The 15,663-nt window shown below is 61.6% G+C and carries 16 protein-coding genes and 2 pseudogenes; 11 read left to right on the forward strand and 7 right to left on the reverse strand.

The window, feature by feature from the left end; genetic code table 11:
* Window positions 1-2 precede the first annotated feature (2 nt).
* The 4 genes and pseudogenes from ltnD to ACQB61_RS02530 all read left to right on the forward strand — a co-directional run bounded on the left by ltnD (window position 3) and on the right by ACQB61_RS02530 (window position 3,559).
* Entirely contained in the window at window positions 3-899 is an 897-nt protein-coding gene (gene ltnD, locus ACQB61_RS02515) for an L-threonate dehydrogenase (protein ID WP_430511358.1), read from the forward strand.
* Window positions 899-2,152 (forward strand): 3-oxo-tetronate kinase, encoded by a 1,254-nt coding sequence (gene otnK / locus ACQB61_RS02520; RefSeq protein ID WP_430511359.1) that lies wholly within the window; start codon window positions 899-901, stop codon window positions 2,150-2,152. Before ltnD ends, otnK begins: the two co-directional genes overlap by 1 nt.
* Complete coding sequence (locus ACQB61_RS02525; RefSeq protein WP_430511360.1) at window positions 2,149-2,796, forward strand: aldolase; 648 nt, start codon at window positions 2,149-2,151, stop codon at window positions 2,794-2,796. The genes otnK and ACQB61_RS02525 overlap by 4 nt, the downstream gene beginning before the upstream one ends.
* Window positions 2,796-3,559: pseudogene (locus tag ACQB61_RS02530) on the forward strand (hydroxypyruvate isomerase family protein). Before ACQB61_RS02525 ends, ACQB61_RS02530 begins: the two are co-directional and overlap by 1 nt.
* Window positions 3,560-3,581: 22 nt before the next feature.
* Here ACQB61_RS02530 and ACQB61_RS02535 read toward each other — a convergent pair.
* The gene (locus ACQB61_RS02535) at window positions 3,582-4,388 is read right to left on the reverse strand and encodes a helix-turn-helix domain-containing protein (protein ID WP_430511361.1); all 807 of its coding nucleotides are present in this window, start codon (window positions 4,386-4,388) and stop codon (window positions 3,582-3,584) included.
* A gap of 107 nt (window positions 4,389-4,495) precedes the next feature.
* Here ACQB61_RS02535 and ACQB61_RS02540 point away from each other — a divergent pair, with 107 nt between their 5' ends.
* From ACQB61_RS02540 to ACQB61_RS02555, 4 genes are all read left to right on the forward strand, one after another.
* A complete protein-coding gene (locus ACQB61_RS02540) occupies window positions 4,496-5,224 on the forward strand; it encodes an aspartate/glutamate racemase family protein (protein WP_430511362.1) in 729 nt (242 codons plus the stop codon).
* Window positions 5,224-6,069: an asparaginase domain-containing protein gene (locus tag ACQB61_RS02545; RefSeq protein WP_430511363.1), complete on the forward strand. Its 846-nt coding sequence runs from the start codon at window positions 5,224-5,226 to the stop codon at window positions 6,067-6,069. Before ACQB61_RS02540 ends, ACQB61_RS02545 begins: the two co-directional genes overlap by 1 nt.
* A 125-nt stretch (window positions 6,070-6,194) precedes the next feature.
* Window positions 6,195-6,824 (forward strand): hypothetical protein, encoded by a 630-nt coding sequence (locus ACQB61_RS02550; protein ID WP_430511364.1) that lies wholly within the window; start codon window positions 6,195-6,197, stop codon window positions 6,822-6,824.
* An 8-nt stretch (window positions 6,825-6,832) separates the two neighbouring features.
* On the forward strand, window positions 6,833-7,438 hold the full coding sequence (locus tag ACQB61_RS02555) for a hypothetical protein (RefSeq protein ID WP_430511365.1): 606 nt from the start codon (window positions 6,833-6,835) through the stop codon (window positions 7,436-7,438).
* A gap of 5 nt (window positions 7,439-7,443) precedes the next feature.
* Here the strand turns inward: ACQB61_RS02555 and ACQB61_RS02560 are convergent, their stop codons facing one another.
* Window positions 7,444-8,316 (reverse strand): hypothetical protein, encoded by an 873-nt coding sequence (locus ACQB61_RS02560; RefSeq protein ID WP_430511366.1) that lies wholly within the window; start codon window positions 8,314-8,316, stop codon window positions 7,444-7,446.
* A 183-nt stretch (window positions 8,317-8,499) separates the two neighbouring features.
* On the opposite strand from ACQB61_RS02560, the gene ACQB61_RS02565 reads away from it, so the two are divergent.
* The 3 genes from ACQB61_RS02565 to ACQB61_RS02575 are packed head-to-tail and all read left to right on the forward strand — an operon-like array spanning window position 8,500 to window position 10,267.
* A complete protein-coding gene (locus ACQB61_RS02565) occupies window positions 8,500-8,856 on the forward strand; it encodes a hypothetical protein (protein ID WP_430511367.1) in 357 nt (118 codons plus the stop codon).
* Window positions 8,853-9,194 (forward strand): hypothetical protein, encoded by a 342-nt coding sequence (locus tag ACQB61_RS02570; RefSeq protein ID WP_430511368.1) that lies wholly within the window; start codon window positions 8,853-8,855, stop codon window positions 9,192-9,194. Before ACQB61_RS02565 ends, ACQB61_RS02570 begins: the two co-directional genes overlap by 4 nt.
* A gap of 8 nt (window positions 9,195-9,202) precedes the next feature.
* Window positions 9,203-10,267 (forward strand): hypothetical protein, encoded by a 1,065-nt coding sequence (locus ACQB61_RS02575; protein ID WP_430511369.1) that lies wholly within the window; start codon window positions 9,203-9,205, stop codon window positions 10,265-10,267.
* 106 nt (window positions 10,268-10,373) lie between these two features.
* Here ACQB61_RS02575 and ACQB61_RS02580 read toward each other — a convergent pair whose 3' ends face one another.
* The 5 genes and pseudogenes from ACQB61_RS02580 to ACQB61_RS02600 all read right to left on the reverse strand — a co-directional run bounded on the left by ACQB61_RS02580 (window position 10,374) and on the right by ACQB61_RS02600 (window position 15,617).
* A complete protein-coding gene (locus ACQB61_RS02580) occupies window positions 10,374-11,747 on the reverse strand; it encodes an aspartate ammonia-lyase (RefSeq protein ID WP_430511370.1) in 1,374 nt (457 codons plus the stop codon).
* 74 nt (window positions 11,748-11,821) lie between these two features.
* Window positions 11,822-13,251: pseudogene (locus ACQB61_RS02585) on the reverse strand (alanine/glycine:cation symporter family protein).
* A gap of 217 nt (window positions 13,252-13,468) precedes the next feature.
* Window positions 13,469-14,878: an ABC transporter ATP-binding protein gene (locus ACQB61_RS02590; protein ID WP_430511371.1), complete on the reverse strand. Its 1,410-nt coding sequence runs from the start codon at window positions 14,876-14,878 to the stop codon at window positions 13,469-13,471.
* Window positions 14,875-15,327 (reverse strand): ABC transporter permease subunit, encoded by a 453-nt coding sequence (locus ACQB61_RS02595; RefSeq protein WP_430511372.1) that lies wholly within the window; start codon window positions 15,325-15,327, stop codon window positions 14,875-14,877. Before ACQB61_RS02595 ends, ACQB61_RS02590 begins: the two co-directional genes overlap by 4 nt.
* Complete coding sequence (locus ACQB61_RS02600) at window positions 15,306-15,617, reverse strand: hypothetical protein (protein WP_430511373.1); 312 nt, start codon at window positions 15,615-15,617, stop codon at window positions 15,306-15,308. The genes ACQB61_RS02595 and ACQB61_RS02600 overlap by 22 nt, the downstream gene beginning before the upstream one ends.
* Window positions 15,618-15,663: the final 46 nt, after the last annotated feature.

Genomic DNA, 15,663 nt, shown 5'->3' on the forward strand with positions numbered 1-15,663 from the left:
TCATGGTTCTGAATGTTGCGGTCGTAGGGCTTGGGTCAATGGGCTACGGCATGGCGCAGTCGCTGCTGCGGGCCGGCCACAAGGTGCATGGGGCGGATGTGAATGCTGCCGCCATGGCCCGGCTGGTGGCTGAAGGCGGCCAGGCGGCCAGCGCCGCAGACACCGCGCCGCAGGCCGATGTTCTGGTGGTTGTGGTGTTGAATGCGGTGCAGACGGAAACGGTGCTCTTCGGCGCCGATGGCTGGGCGCCGCGTATGCGCAAAGGCGCCACCATCATCTCCTGCGCCACCGTTGCCCCGTCCTTTGCCAAGGACATGGCGGCCCGTTGTGCGGGCCTGGGGCTGCATTATCTGGATGCTCCGATCTCGGGCGGTGCAGCCAAGGCGGCAGCGGGCAAGTTGTCGATCATGGCTTCGGGCTCGCAGGACGCTTTCAACGGTGCAGGGCCTGCGCTCGATGCCATGGCCGAAACCGTCTTTGAACTTGGCAGCGAGCCGGGCGCAGGCTCTGCCATGAAGGCGGTCAACCAGCTTCTCGCCGGGGTGCATATTGCCGCCATGGGCGAGGCGCTGACCTTCGGCATGACGCAAGGGCTGGAGCCGGGCCACATCGTCGAGGTCATCTCCAAATGCGCAGGCACCTCCTGGATGTTCGAGAACCGGGCTCCGCATGTGGTCGATGGTGATTATGCGCCCCGCTCGGCCATCAACATCTGGCCGAAGGATCTGGGCATTGTGCTGGGCATTGCCGCGGAAGCGCGTTTTGGTGCGCCGCTGACGGCTGCTGCCCTGCAACAGTTCATGGCCGCTGCAGGCTCCGGACTTGGCGGTGAGGATGATGCAGCGGTGGCCAAGGTCTATGCCCGCAACGCCGGGCTCACCCTGCCGGGAGGCGCATGATGCTGCTTGGCTGTATTGGCGACGATTTCACCGGCTCCAGCGATCTGGCCAACACGCTGGCAAAGCAAGGCATGCGCACGGTGCAATATACCGGCGTGCCGGATGCGCCTGCCGCGCCGGATGTGGAAGCCGGTGTTGTGGCACTCAAGTCCCGCTCCATCCCTGCCGCCGAGGCTGTAGCCCTGTCGCTGAAGGCACTGGACTGGCTGAAGGCGCAGGGCTGCCGTCAGTTCCTGTTCAAATATTGCTCCACCTTCGACAGCACGGATGAAGGCAACATCGGCCCGGTGGCCGAGGCGCTGGCAGCGGCGCTGGGTGAAGATGCGGTGATCTTCTGCCCGGTGTTCCCGGCCACGGGCCGCACGCTGGTGCATGGGCATCTCTTTGTCGGAGACCGGCTGCTCAGCGAAAGCGGCATGCAGCACCATCCGCTCACCCCCATGACCGACCCGGATATCCGCCGCGTGCTCGCCCGTCAGGTGAAGGGCAGCGTCGGTCACGTGTCCTACGCAGAGGTGGCCAAAGGTGCGGCTGCCGTCGAGGCGGCGCTTCAGCGTGAGAGCGGGGCAGGGCGCGGGCTGATCGTGACCGATGCGCTGTCGGACGAGGACCTGATGACCATCGGCGAAGCCGCAGCCAGCCGCAAGCTGGTGACCGGCGGTTCCGGCATTGCCATGGGACTCCCGGCCAACTTCCGCAAGGCGGGCCTTATCAGCGGGGCTTCTTCCGGCTGGCAGGGGCAGGGCGAAGGCAGGGCGGCAGCCGTTTGCGGTTCCTGCTCTGTGATGACGCAGAAGCAGGTTGCTGCCCACAGGCAGACGAGCCCGGCCTTCGAGATTGATACAGACAAGGTGATCGCCGGGGAACTGACCGCGCAGGCGGTGGCGGACTGGTGCCTTGCGCAGGAGGGGCTGCCGCTTGCCTATTCCTCCGCAGATCCCGCCCGTGTGCGCGCCGTGCAGGAGCGGCACGGCAAGGAAAAGGCAGCCGCCGCGCTCGAAGGCTTCTTCGCGGAACTGGCGCGCTGCCTTGTGGCAGGCGGCGTTACCCGGCTGATCAGCGCAGGCGGGGAAACCTCCGGCGCCGTGGTCGAGGGGTTGAAGCCCGGCACGCTGGAAATCGGGCCGGAGATTGATCCCGGTGTGCCCGCCATGCGGGCGGGCCCTGGGCTTGTCATTGCGCTGAAATCCGGCAACTTCGGTGCGGAAGACTTTTTCGCCAAGGCCGCAAGGCGGCTGGAGGGGCAGGCATGAGCAGCGAGGCGCGCCTGAGGGAACAGATCTGCGCCATGGCCCGCTCCATTTTCGAGCGGGGTCTCACCGGCGGGTCCTCGGGCAACATATCGGTGCGCACGCAAGATGGCGGCTTGCTGGTGACACCCACCGGCAGCTCCATGGGCAGTCTTGACCCCGCCCGCCTCAGCCGTTTTGACGCCACCGGGCGCCTCATTGGCGGGGACGAGCCCACCAAGGAAATGCCGCTGCATTCTGCCTTTTATGAAACCCGCAGCACGGCGGGGGCGGTGGTGCATCTCCACTCCTGCCATTCGGTGGCCCTGTCGCTGCTGCCGGACACGGACCCGGACAACATGCTGCCGCCGCTGACGGCCTATGGCGTTATGAAGCTGGGCAAGGTGGTGATGCTGCCGTATTTCATGCCCGGCGATCCGGCCATGGGCGATGCCATTCGTGGCCTTGCGGGCAAGCGTTCCGCCGTCATGCTGGCGCATCACGGCCCCGTTGTGGCGGGCAAGGATCTGGAATCCGCTGTCTATGCCATCGAGGAGCTGGAAGAGACGGCAAAGCTTGCGCTGCTGACGCGCGGGCTCAATCCAAAGCTGCTTACGGACGCGCAGATCCGCGGTCTGGTGACGAAATTCAATGTGGAGTGGGACTGATGCCGCGTTATTCCGCCAATCTCGGCTTCCTGTGGTCCGCCCTGCCGCTGCCGCAGGCGATCCGCGCCGCAAAGGCAGCAGGCTTCCACGCGGTGGAATGCCACTGGCCCTATGAGACGCCCGCTGATGAGGTGAAGGCGGCGCTGCACGAGACCGGCCTGAAGATGCTGGGCCTCAATACCCGCCGGGGTGATGTGGCCACCGGTGACAACGGCCTTGCCGCCCTTCCGGGCCGAGAGGCAGAAGCCCGCGCCGCCATCAGTGAGGCCATCACCTATGCGGCCGCGATTGGCTGCGGCGCGGTGCATGTGATGGCGGGCAAGGCCCCGGTGACAGATGCCTCCGAAGCCACCTTCCGCGCCAATCTCACCTATGCCGCGGAACTGGCCGCACCGCACGGGCTCACCATCCTGATCGAGCCGCTGAACCGCCATGATGCGCCGGGCTACTTCCTCAGCAGCGCCGATCAGGCTCTGGCCATCATTGCTGCCGTTGGCGTGCCGAACCTCAAGCTGATGTTCGACTGCTATCACATCCAGATCCAGCAGGGCGATGTGCTGCGCCGGCTCGAAGCTGCGCTCCCTCATGTGGGCCACATCCAGATCGCCGCCGTGCCGGACCGGGGGAGCCTGACCGGGGCGAACTCGACTACCGCTGGCTCCTCCCCCGCATCGATGCCCTCGGCTGGTCCTCCCCCATTGGCGCCGAATACCGCCCGCGCGGTGGTTCCGTGGAAGAGGGGCTTGGCTGGCGCAAGGTGTGAGGATTGCTGGGCTCTGGTGAGTTCACCGCCTGCTGTAGGCGTCGAAGGTGAAGGGGCCGGATTGGGTGTTGTCGATCATTTCCAGCACGTGCCGGGGGATTTGCGCGTCTTCGGGGGTGAACAGTCCGCAGTTGCGCAGGGCGCCGGTGATGTTGAGCCTTGCAGGCGTGCGCTCCAGATAGACGCGCACGCAGCACGGCATGTGGATCTGGTCGGCTGAGACGCCGAGCTTCACACCGTGCAGGCGCGTCCAGCGCAGGGAATAGTCCGGATAGAGGATGGTCTGCGTCAACTCGATGCCGGCACTGTATTCATAGTCGGACATGAATACCCGGTCGCCAGTCAGAAGTGCTGCGCCCTGATAGCGGTAGTGGCGCAGGCAAGGGCGGTCGTGCTGGCCCATCCGCTCCAGGCGCCGGTAGAACATATGCCCGTCTTCCATCGTGAAAACGACGAGGCCACGGATGATCTTGCCCTTCTGCGACATGGAGTAGTAGTACTCATAGAACATGCCTGTCAGGTTCTGGACGCGGGCGTCGCTTAGCGTCATCACTTGATCGAAATGCTGCCGAAGGCGCCGGGTCACCGTGTCATTGCCAAGGCCGCGAATGCGGACAATCTCCGCAAACTCCTTGTGCGGCAGCATCATCTCGTAGGGCTCGACGCCGAAGTAATCGCAGATCTTGCGCATCAAGGCCGTGCGCGGCGTGGACGTGCCCGCCAGATACCGGTTCAACTGGCTGCGGTTGATGCCGAGGTCCCGCCCCACATGGGAAATGGAGGGGCGGTAGGAGCAAAGCAGGCGAAGGTTCCCGGCGATTTCGTCCATTTGCGCTCTTTGATGCTAAAAATGCACAAGAATGCGTCACTTAGTGGAAGAATGCCGAATTGTCAAGGAAACTGCGGGGTTGCACCATCTGGCAAAGGGGGAACACCATGAACCAGAGAGCTTACACCCTTGGCATCATCACCGGATCGGGCCCTGAGGCGGGTCTGGACATGTGGGCCAAGATCCTGCGCCACACACAGGACATGATGGGCTGCAGTTTCCGTGGCGATCTTGATGCGCCGCGCCTTGTTGCCGTCTCCGAGCCGGAACTCGGCCTGTCGATGGACCTGCGCGAAAACGAAGATGCCGTCTGGGCCGCGATGGAGCGGGCCGTGCGGCAGATTGCGCCGCAGGTGGATGCTTTCGCCATTGCCTGCAACACGCTGAACTGGTTCGCGCCGAAGATCGAGGTGCTGCTGGCCAAGATGGGCGCGAGTGCGCGGCTGGTGTCGTTCCAGTCCGTCGTGGCTTCCGAAATCCGGCGCTCCGGCTCTGCGCGTGTCGGGCTTTTGGGCGCGGCGCCCGTTGTCGCTCTGGATGAGTATTCCGCCTATGCAACGCTGACCCCGGTCTTTGATCTGGAGACCCCGGCCGAGCCTCAGGCGTTGCAGGGGCTTATCCACGATGTGAAGCGCCTTGGCAGCACGGATGCCTCGCTTGCGCCGCGGCTGGAGGAGATCATCCTCGCCATGGAAGCACAGACGGTGCTGCTGGCCTGTACCGAGCTTCCGCTGATCGCGCGCCCTGTTCAGGGCAAGACTCTGATCGACGTAACGGACGCGGTCGCGGCTGCGCTGGCAGGCCTTGCACTTGAGCATCACAGGGCGGCTGCGTGATGGAGCTGCTGCTTATACACACAGGTGGCACCATCGGCATGGGTGACACCGAGCACGGTCTTGCGCCCATGGCAGGGATCGTGGAAGAGGCACTGGCTGCCCGGCTGCCGCAGGGCGCTGTGCTGGCGGCGCATGTCTTCAACCCGCTTCTCGACAGCTCCAACGTTGGCCCCTCGCATTGGAATGAAATGCTGGAGACCATCGAGGCCCATCCCGGTGCGCCGGTGATCATCACCCACGGCACGGATACGATGGCCTTCACGGGCGCGGCCCTGTCTCAGGCGCTGGCGGGGCTTGGACGGCATGTGGTTCTCTGCGGCTCCATGGTGCCGCTGCATCATCATGGCGACGCAGAGGGTAATCTCGATCTCGCCATCCGGGCGGCCTTCCAGCCGGGTGAGGGCGTGTGGCTGGCCTTTGACGGAAAGCTGATGCCGGCTGAAGGGCTGGTGAAGCATGAAAGCCAGGATGCTGATGCCTTCCGCGCCACGCCGCAGCTGAAGCCGGGCCTGCCCGCCCGCCGCCGCTTTGATGACCGGCGTATCGCCGTGCTGTCCCTGTCTCCGGGTATGCCCGCTTCGATGCTGCGGGCGGCGCTCGCCGAACTGGACGGGGCAGTCCTGCGCGTCTTTGGCTCCGGCACGGCCATGTCCTGCGAGGACGTGCTTGGCGCCCTTCGTGACGCAGTGGCTGCGGGCAAGCGCATCCGCGCCGTCAGCCAATGCGAGCAAGGCGGCCTCATCCCCGGCAGTTATGCTGCCGGTGCGGGCCTGTGGTCCTGCGGCGTCGAAAACGGCGGCCTCGAAACGCCGGAAGCGGCGCTGGTACGTCTTTGGCTGAATTGAGTGGAAATATACCCCGCAGCCCCAGAAGCCGGAGACGGAATGCAGATCTGGCAGGATTATCGCTTGATTTAGGCTCCGGCACATACAATCCTGAACTGGATCTATTGTGCGGGGGAGAATTGAAGTTGCGCTCTGTTTCTGGTCTGGGTGTTCTTGTACTGGCTCTTTTCATCAGCGGTCATGCTGGGGCTCAATCGCTAAAACCTTCAGACATCAAGGGTAAAATTGACGCCAAGGTCTCAGCAGTCTCCGAATATCAGGCGCTGTTGAACGATCAAGATCCAAACCGCTCCATCGCCGCGATGGAGGTCATGCTTGAATCCGGGGACCCTAAGTTAGTCCGTATGGCGCTGGACTATGGGATCTACAGCCCTAATCCCGTGGTGCAGAGGCTGGCACTTGAGGGGTATCTTGGCGGTTCGCCCAATATGGGCATCTACACCAATGTTGAGGGTGGGGCGAAGGACGCTCGCTATAAAAACGTAATCCAAGACTATCTGCGTGGATCTGTTGATGCGGCTGGGCAAGGATATTTTCTTGCGCCAATTGGTAAGTTTAATCCGGAAACAAGATGCTATCCGAGTAAACTTCGTAACACAGCTTGTTTTTTCAATGTGTCAGATCTTGGGGCCTCAATCGAGGTGCTTGACCGAAAGGCTGCGCTGAAAATGAACGACAAGGGGGAGCTGGTCGGAGAAATCAAACTTCCCGATGTTGAGAATCCCGTCGCACTTCGTATCCCCATCAGCAACTGAGAGAACTCATGCGTCTTCTCATCGCCATTGCAGCTTGTCTTTGGCCGGTGCTTTGCCCTGCGCAATCTCTGTCCGTCGAGGATCTGCAGAAGCAGATTGATCAGGAGATGTCGAAGGGCAGCGAGTATATCGCGCTGCTAGATCATTCCGACCCAAAGCGGGCGCTGGCTGCGCTGAAGGTCATGCTGGCTTCCGGAGATCCGGAGTTGATCAAGCTTGCTGCTGACCATGGCCTGTACAGCTCAAATCCGGCTGTGCGCGCTGAGGCGCTCAAGGGCTTTCTGGCGACCAATCCCCGTATCGACATGTTCTTTTCCGAAAAGGGATCGAAAGGGGACTTCAGCCGGGCGATGGAGAACAGGTTCAAGGTCCAGCCCAATGGATCCGGCGTTGCCGCCGTCAGCATGACTGTTGGTGAATATGATCCGTCCGGGGACTGCTACATCGATAAGGGCAATGGCGGCAGATGCTGGCTTATGGTTCGTCCGGAAGTCATTCAGGTCAGGTTCGACGATAACTGGAACCAGGTCACATTCAACGACGATGCGGCTCTGGCCGGAAATGTAGACTTGGGCTGGGCTGAGCAGGTTCCTGTCCGAATACAGTTGCGATAGCTTTGCTACTCGAACCGGATGGTGTCGAGGCCGACTGTCGTGCTGTCCCATGCGGACCTGATGGTGATGAAGACCCAGCGCGCCTTCTGATTAAGCGTGATGTCGAGAATACCGTCAGGCCCCATCTCTGCGGCTGCGCCAACGCGTGTCCGCATTCCATCTTCGGTGTTGGAGAGTTCGATCACGACATTGCGGGGAATGCTCACCTCTGGCTCTGGTGTTGCGCGCATTTCAATTTTTGACAAGGTAACCGCCGTGTTCCCCTTCGCCTTGAAGGCGATGCGGTTTGGAGCGGATAGCTTAAACACATAATTTCCGGATCCGCTCAGGTTGTATTCCGAATATTTGGGGTCGATGGGCGGCAGAGAGGCGCTTGCAAGCTCAAATGGGCTCTCCTTGCTTGGCTGAGAGCTCGGGCCTGCCGGGCGCGCTTCAGACACTGCAAATCCGGAACGGCGCTTCACCCACCGGTTGACGTTCAAAAAGATCTCTTCGATCCGGATAAAGCGTCCTGATGTAGCCGAGAGAGCCTCAATAATCATGCCGGCTGGCGTCTCTCCGGAGAACAGGAGGGCGCCGCTGGTGCCTTTGAAAAGCTCACTGGTGCCATTGACGATTTCGGCATCGAATTCACGGTAGCGGCTGTGCGTTATGATCATGCCGATGCGCTCCAGTTCTCCCGACTGGCGCAGGCGCTGCAATTGAAGTTTGCTTCCATTTTCTGGCTGTGCAGAGGAATCGAGATCAGTCAACCGTAGGGTACAGCGTTTCTCGATCTCGCCCCGGACGATGCCAATGGCGAGATCCATGTCTTCCCAGAAGGGCGTCTCGACCATCGCGTTCGCGTGTACGGCCGGAACTGCAGAAAACAGCGTCACATTCCGCCTTCCTGCCGCGACATGCCCGGGCAGAATGACGTAGCAGGTCGTGCCTTCCCGGAATATGAGGCCGTGACCTTGATTCTCGCCGCTATGTACTGCCACAGTCTGTGCAAATGTAGAGGTGCAGCCTAGAGTAAGACAGGCTAATATAAATGCGATTGTGGCGGGGAGATGCATCAAATGATCCGTGCTTTTGCGATTGCGCTGGCTCTGATTCCAAATTTTGCGTTTGCAGGAGATGGAAGTAAAGTTCTTTTGACCTCGGATCCTTTTAACGAAGTTATCCGTGAGGCAGCAAAGATTTCGGGTGCCCGGCTTGTCGGGTTGATTGCAGCTGCTCCCAAAAGTGACAAGCTGAGTGTTGCTGCAAATATTCCCGCCGACTGGAAGAACGAACAGGTTTGCCTCAAGGTTGTTTCCGCCGATGGACTGTACGAGTCCTACAATTCCTACACGGTCGCACCGGATTGGGAGGGGGCGAGGTTGTCCTGCCGTATCCCAGCAAAGTTCCGGGTGATGTTCTCGATATCCCGGTGAACCTCATCTCGGGCGTTCTGCTGAAGGGCAGTTGTAACGCCGATGCGACTGAGGTGGCTCCGGTGTTCTGGGGTGAGGGGCCTCATGGCGAACTGAAGATCTTGCTGAATACATCGCGGGCCGATGAAACCTATTTGACATTCTCGGACTATCCGGATCAGCAAGAGATTGTGTGTCAGCCCGTGGATACTGCCTCAAGAACGGCGTTTGATGTGATGTGCAGCCTGCCTGAGGCCCTGGCCAGCAAAGACAGTTTGAAGGCTGTGTTTCTCTCGTTCAAGAATGGAGAAATGGGCAGGGAAGAGCAGGTCATTCTCCGGCCGGGGCTTGGACTTTGAGCAGAGGCATGCCCTCAGTGTTGAGGAGGCCCGCAGTTCTGCTGCTCATCTCTTCATCGGCTGGATTGCTCGGCTTTTCTGCCCTCCTGTTGCTATTGGCCATTTCCTCCGGCATCGGATCCGTCCGCTCAATCGTGCTGGAAGCCCAGGCCACCGGTATGGTGGTCCGGTTCTCCGGGCAGTCAAATGACTGGGCGTTCAGTGATGTAGTGGTCTGCGTACCACGCGCAAAAATCGAGCGTGCTGCGGAACGGGGCACCGGCCAATGTGATGCCCGGCGTTACGTGGAAAGCAATGAGGAAGACTTCCGTATAAACTGGAGTGCGGGGTCATCTGCACAAGTTACATCACCCTCACCCGGTGTGCTCGTGCTGGATATCACCGGGCAGGCCCGCATGCTTGACCGCACGCGTGTGATCGTGAACCGCGAAAGCTGGCTGGCAGCCGGTGCTCTGACGTTTAGCGGCATAGTTCAAATCGGCGATCAGCTTGCCTCGGGCGAGACCAAGATGATTCTGAACGGCAGTTTTGATATCCGGGAACAACCATTCTGGTCACAGAACACGGAAGTCCTCAAGCGCGGTTCGATTTGGCGTGGAGAAAGCGTTTCCATTGTCTCTTTGGCAGACGGTGCCGCCGGGAGTGTGGAAGTCTTCGGCCATATAACTCCGCTCGACACGGGTAAACCCGGCTTTGCTGTCGGGGTTGTGTCCTCGCCTGGTGATGTTCTGCTGCAACTTGGATTTTTCGGGGCTCAGGAGCCGGTTCAGGTGGCGCCAACGTGGATGGATAGGGCGTTGACGAGCCCGCTCATTCTCGCTCTGGCTGTCATTCTGTCTGTCGTCTTGAGTGTTGGGCAGCTGGCGGGGAACGCTGTTTCGTCCCTGTTGTCGCTGCGTGGCCAGGATGAGGGGGCTGAAGCTGACGCTCCGGATCCGTCTCAGTCGCAAGACACCGCCGCAGCTGAGAGTGACGCGGTTGTGGCAGAAGGGGCCCCTGTCACCATGGCGAATGCCGCCCCTTCATCTGCATTGCAAGATGAGACGCCCGGATCTCAGAGCCTCGCTCGCTGATAAAAAACACCCGCCGCTCCAGATGAGGCGGCGGGTTTTGGAATTTATCCAGAAGGTGGCAAGGGGGCGTTGCTGGGTGGGCTTGGGCTTGCCCCTTGCCGGATCATCACTGCAGCATGGCAGTGATTTCCTCCGCCGTGCCAAAGCCAAGCTTGACGGCGGTTTCCGTGACGCTGGCGTTTTCGGCAAGCGCGGTCTTGGCGACTTTCGCAGCCTTTGCGTAGCCGATATGCGGCACCAGCATGGTGGCCAGAACCAGCGAGTTTTCCAGCATGCCTTCGCACTGTGCCACGTTGGCTTCGATGCCGCTGACGCAGCGCTCGTTCAGCGTGTCCATGGCCTGCATGAGGATGCGCATGGACTGGAGCACGTTGAGAATGATCACCGGCTCGAAGGCGTTGAGCTGCAACTGCCCGGCCTCGGCCGCCATGGTGACGGTCAGGTCGTTGCCGATCACCTGGAAGGCCACCTGATTGACCACTTCCGGGATCACGGGGTTGATCTTGCCCGGCATGATCGAGCTGCCGGCCTGCATCGGCGGCAGTCGGATCTCGTTGAAGCCGGAGCGCGGACCGGAGGAGAGAAGCCGCAGGTCGTTGCAGATCTTCGACAGCTTCACCGCAATGCGCTTCAGCACGCCGGAGAAGGTGACATAGGCGCCGGTATCCGAGGAAGCTTCCACGAGGTCGGTCGCAAGCTTCACCTTCATGCTGCAGACGTTCGACAGCTCTTCAACCGCCCGTTCGGCATAGCCATCCGGCGTGTTGACGCGGGTGCCGATGGCGGTGCCGCCAAGGTTCACTTCCAGCAGCAGCTCCGACAGGCGGCCAATGATGTCGATGTCCTCGCGGATGGTCGCGGCAAAGCCTGCGAATTCCATGCCGAGGGTCATTGGCACCGCATCCTGCAGCTGGGTCCGGCCAATCTTGCGCACATTGGCAAAGGCTGCAGCCCGTTCTGCAAATGCTCCGGCAAGGCGCGTCTGCGCCTGACGGAAGGCATCGCACTGGCTGACAATGGCCAGCCTCAGCGCCGTCGGATAGACGTCGTTGGTGGACTGAGACTTGTTGACATCATCATTGGGGTGCAGCTGGGCATAGTCTCCCGGCCGGTAACCCATGCGGATCAGGCCAAGATTGGCGATCACCTCGTTGGTGTTCATGTTGGTCGAGGTGCCCGCCCCACCCTGGATCATGTCCACCCGGAAATGCTCGTGATGCTGCCCGGCGATGATCTCGTCGCAGACGGACGCGATCACGTCATGCTTCACCTGTGGCAGTACGCCGAGGGCAAGGTTGGCGGCCGCGGCAGCCTTCTTCACCCAGGCCAGTGCCCGGACAAACTCCGGGAAGGCACTGAGCGGAATGCCGGAAATCGGGAAGTTCTCGATAGCGCGGGCTGTGTGAATGCCCCAGACACAGTCTGCCGGCAGAGACATGCGGCCAAGGCTGTCCTCTTCGATGCGCATCTGCTGTTGCATCGTTCTTTCTCACAATAATGTCGGGGATGTAAAATGGGCCGCCAGTTGGCGGCCCATGAGGCTTGCAATCCGTCTTACTTCCAGACGTTCGGGTCCCAGGCCTTGCGGTCGATATCGAGGTCGTTGAAGTTGGCCGGATCGAGGATCGGGCGGGCAACGCCTGCCTTCAGCTGCTTCCGGTAGTCATCGACAACGCGCATGGCGATCGGGAAGAGCATGATGATGGCGATCAGGTTGACCAGCGCCAGCAGGCCCATCATCGGGTCGGAGAAGAAGAACACCGAGGTTGCCTTCGGAGCGATGGCGCCGAGGAACACCACGCCGAGGATGAGCACACGCAGCACGAAGACAGCCGGCTTGGAGCGGGTGACGACAGCCAGTGCGTTTTCGCCGAGGTAGTAGTTGTAGATGATCGACGAGAAGGCAAAGAGCAGGATCGCCAGCGTCAGCGCATACTTCGACCAATCACCCACATGGCTGACCAGCGATTGCTGCGTCAGAACCACGCCGTCGATGCCCTGAGCGCCCGGTACATAGACATTGCCCAACAGGATGATCAGCGCCGTGCAGGTGCAAATCAGGATGGTGTCGATGAACACCGACAGGGACTGGGTGATGCCCTGGCTGACCGGGTGGCGGACAAGAGCCGTGGCGGCAACGTTCGGAGCCGAGCCGAGACCGGCTTCGTTGGAGAACAGACCACGGCGCAGGCCCTGTGCGATGGCCGCGCCCATGCCGCCAGCCACGACTTCTTCAAAGCCGAAGGCAGAACGGACGATGTGAATCAGCATCGACGGCACTTCCGTGATGTTGAGAACAATGACGATCAGGGCCAGGGCGATGTAGCCAAGCGCCATGATCGGCACGACAACATCGGCTGCCTTGGCAATGCGCTTGATGCCGCCGAAGATCACAAGGCCGGTGACGGCTGCAATCGCAAAGGCGGAGTACATGCGGTCGATGCCGAGGAGTCCTGAACGGCACCGGCCATCGTGTTGCCCTGGAACGCGTTGAAACCAAAGCCGAAGGAAGCCAGAAGGCAGATGCCATAGACGATAGCAAGCCAGTTGTAGCGCTGGCCAAGGCCGCGGCGGATGTAGTCAGCCGGGCCGCCCCGGAAGCTGCCGTCACCGTCCTTGCTCTTGTAGAGCTGGGCAAGCGTACACTCGATGAGGCTGGTTGCCATGCCGCAGAGGGCAATCGCCCACATCCAGAAAACCGCGCCCGGTCCGCCTGCGGTGATGGCGACAGCCACGCCGGCAATGTTGCCGCCGCCGACACGCCCGCCGACAGAGACGAGAAGCGCCTCACGCGCCGAGATGGCGTTCGGATCGGAATTGTTGGCCTTTGAGCTGAGCACGCGGAACATGCGGCCGAAGAATTCGAACTGCACGAAACCGGACATGATGGTGATAAACACACCAAAGACGACGAGGATGGGGATCAGCGCCCATCCCCAGGTCAAATTGTCAATCAAGCCGAAGAACGACTGAATATACCCCATGGTTTCCTCCTAACCACCGGCCTTGAATTGGCCGCTATTCATCCCCACTATCTTAAGGAGAGTGCGGTAATTTAAGGATTCCGCTTTTCGCTGCGGAGTGGTGCAGTTTTGCGCTATTTGCGCGCAAAGCGGAGCAAGCAGCTCTTCTTTTCCGTAGTTTTGACAGTAAAAAAGGGCGCCCGGATGAGCGCCCTTCCCGTTTTCATTGAACTTGCTTTCACACCTCTGCGGACAGCTGCAGGGTGTTATCCGCGATGGCTTTCACCAGACTTGCATCGTGACTGACGACGATCAGCGCCAGCCCCTGTTCGGCCACGATATCCGTCAGCAGGGTGAAGGTGTCCTTCTGCGTGATCGGATCGAGGCGGGAGGTGGGCTCGTCGGCGAAGAGCAGGACCGGGTCCAGCAGCAGAGCCCGCAGCATGGAAAAGCGCTGCAACTCGCCGCCGGAAATCTCATCCGCCCGCCGGGTCAGCAGCAGGTCTGCGAGGCCCAGCTTTTTCATGAGTGGAGCAACACGGGCGGGGTCGAGCTTGTGCAGGCGGACAAGATCCTCAAGCAGCGTCTGCATCGTCGCATGGCGCGGGAAGCTGGCGGGCGGGTCCTGATAGAGCTTCTGGAAGAGCGGGCGGCCTGATCCTGAAGCTGATGCTGTCTTGCGCTCTATCCGCCCTTCATCTGGCTTCATCAGGCCGATGAGAATATCTCCCAGCGTGGACTTGCCGCAGCCGGAGGGGCCGGTGATGCCGGTGATCTCGCCCGGGTGAACGGCGAGACTAATGCCGGAGAACAGCCGCCGCCCGCCGCGCGAGGCCGCAACGCCTTCGGCAGTCAGCACAGGTGCTCCGTCCTTGCGGGTGCTGGTCCGCTTTGGCCAGTACAGCGGGTCGCTCTGCGCCAGTTTGCGGGTATAGGCTGGTCTCGTGGGCGAGAGCAGGTCTTCCGTCCTGCCCTGATCCGTGATCTGGCCTTCCTTCATGATCATGAAGTCACCGCCCAGCTGGCGGGCAAGCTCCAGATCGTGGGTGATGGTCAGCAGCGCCCCATCGGTACCCATCCCTTCCAGCAGCATGCGTGCCACGTCATCGCGCCGGGCGGAATCCAGCCCCTTTGTCGGCTCGTCGGCAAAGATCAGCCGCCCGCCGCCAGCCCGCGCCACGGCAAAGGCCAGCCGCTGCGCCATGCCGCCTGACAGCTCATAAGGGCGTTTGGTGCCGGACCCGGCAAGGCCGAGGCTTTTCAAGTCTTCTGCTGTCACTGCGCCCGCATCGGCGGCCCTTCCCACAAGCGCATGGGTTTCGCGGATCTGTTCAGCTCCGCGCATCAGCGGGTCGAGCGCAAGCCAGGGCTCCTGCGGCAGGATGGCGAGAAGCCGGCCCCACAGCGGGCGGATGGCATCTGCATCTCCGGCGGCAAAGCGCTGGCCCTCGAACGCCACTTCGCCCATGGCGGTGAGGCCTTCCGGCAGGGTACCGAGCACGGCCTGGAGCAGCAGGCTCTTGCCCGAGCCGGTTTCGCCTAGGATCGTCAGGGGACGGCCGGAGGCAAGTTCCAGAGAAACCGGCCGAACGAGCACATCATTACCCGCATGGACACTCAGATTTCGGATGGAAACAGAATGTGTCATGCGCGCGAGCCTGCGATGAGGTTGAGGCCAAGGATGAGGCTGAAGATGGCGGCAACGGGCTGGAGCAGCGCCCAGGGCGCTTCGCGCCAGTAAGGCATCAGCTCCACCATCATCTGGCCGAGTTCGGGCGTGGGCGGGCGGACGCCTGCGCTGACGAAGCCAAGTGCGGCAATGGTCATGATGCAGGTGGCCATGCCGAAGGCGGTGGAGGTCAGCATCACCGGAGCCAGTTCCGGCCAGACATGACGGCGGAAGATATAGGCCTTGCCGAAACCGAGGAGGCCGGATGCCTGAACCGCAGGAGAGGCAAAAATGGGCCGCGAGGCTGTGCGGGCTAGGCGGAAGAACTCGATCCACAGCACCAGCGTCAGGCCCAGCCAGAAGGCCAGCGGCTTCCACGGCACGATGACGCCGATCATCAGCACGATCAGCAGGCCGGGAATGGCCATGAGGAGTCTGCCAGCAGGGTGAGGAGACGTTCGGTCATGCCTCCCATGCGGCTGGCGGTGACGCCGAGCGCGAGTCCTATTGCCGCTGCACTCAGGGCGCTTGCTGCCGAAACCATCAGCGACAGGCGCAATGCTTCGGCAAGGCGGGCCATCAGAGACCGGCCCAGATGGTCGTAGCCGAAAGGTGCGGCAAGGTCGGGGGCTGCGAGCGCCAGTCTCAGGCTCTGGCGCACCGGGCTCAGGGGCGAGATCATCGGCGCGATGATGGCAAGAAACACGGGCACGCCCACGAGCACGATCCCGGCCCAGAAGGGCAGGGGCGGAAGCCTCGCCTCT

Source organism: Pannonibacter phragmitetus, assembly GCF_050510895.1.
Taxonomy (GTDB): Bacteria; Pseudomonadota; Alphaproteobacteria; order Rhizobiales; family Stappiaceae; genus Pannonibacter; species Pannonibacter phragmitetus_B.

Coding starts and splice junctions, on each gene's coding strand:
- ACQB61_RS02590 (WP_430511371.1), bottom strand. CDS start 14,878: ATGACACATTCTGTTTCCATCCGAAATCTGAGTGTCCATGCGGGTAAT.
- ACQB61_RS02580 (WP_430511370.1), bottom strand. CDS start 11,747: ATGCAACAGCAGATGCGCATCGAAGAGGACAGCCTTGGCCGCATGTCT.
- ACQB61_RS02540 (WP_430511362.1), top strand. CDS start 4,496: ATGAACCAGAGAGCTTACACCCTTGGCATCATCACCGGATCGGGCCCT.
- ACQB61_RS02575 (WP_430511369.1), top strand. CDS start 9,203: ATGCCCTCAGTGTTGAGGAGGCCCGCAGTTCTGCTGCTCATCTCTTCA.
- ACQB61_RS02555 (WP_430511365.1), top strand. CDS start 6,833: ATGCGTCTTCTCATCGCCATTGCAGCTTGTCTTTGGCCGGTGCTTTGC.
- ACQB61_RS02535 (WP_430511361.1), bottom strand. CDS start 4,388: ATGGACGAAATCGCCGGGAACCTTCGCCTGCTTTGCTCCTACCGCCCC.
- ACQB61_RS02595 (WP_430511372.1), bottom strand. CDS start 15,327: ATGGCCATTCCCGGCCTGCTGATCGTGCTGATGATCGGCGTCATCGTG.
- ACQB61_RS02565 (WP_430511367.1), top strand. CDS start 8,500: ATGATCCGTGCTTTTGCGATTGCGCTGGCTCTGATTCCAAATTTTGCG.
- ltnD (WP_430511358.1), top strand. CDS start 3: ATGGTTCTGAATGTTGCGGTCGTAGGGCTTGGGTCAATGGGCTACGGC.
- otnK (WP_430511359.1), top strand. CDS start 899: ATGCTGCTTGGCTGTATTGGCGACGATTTCACCGGCTCCAGCGATCTG.
- ACQB61_RS02525 (WP_430511360.1), top strand. CDS start 2,149: ATGAGCAGCGAGGCGCGCCTGAGGGAACAGATCTGCGCCATGGCCCGC.
- ACQB61_RS02545 (WP_430511363.1), top strand. CDS start 5,224: ATGGAGCTGCTGCTTATACACACAGGTGGCACCATCGGCATGGGTGAC.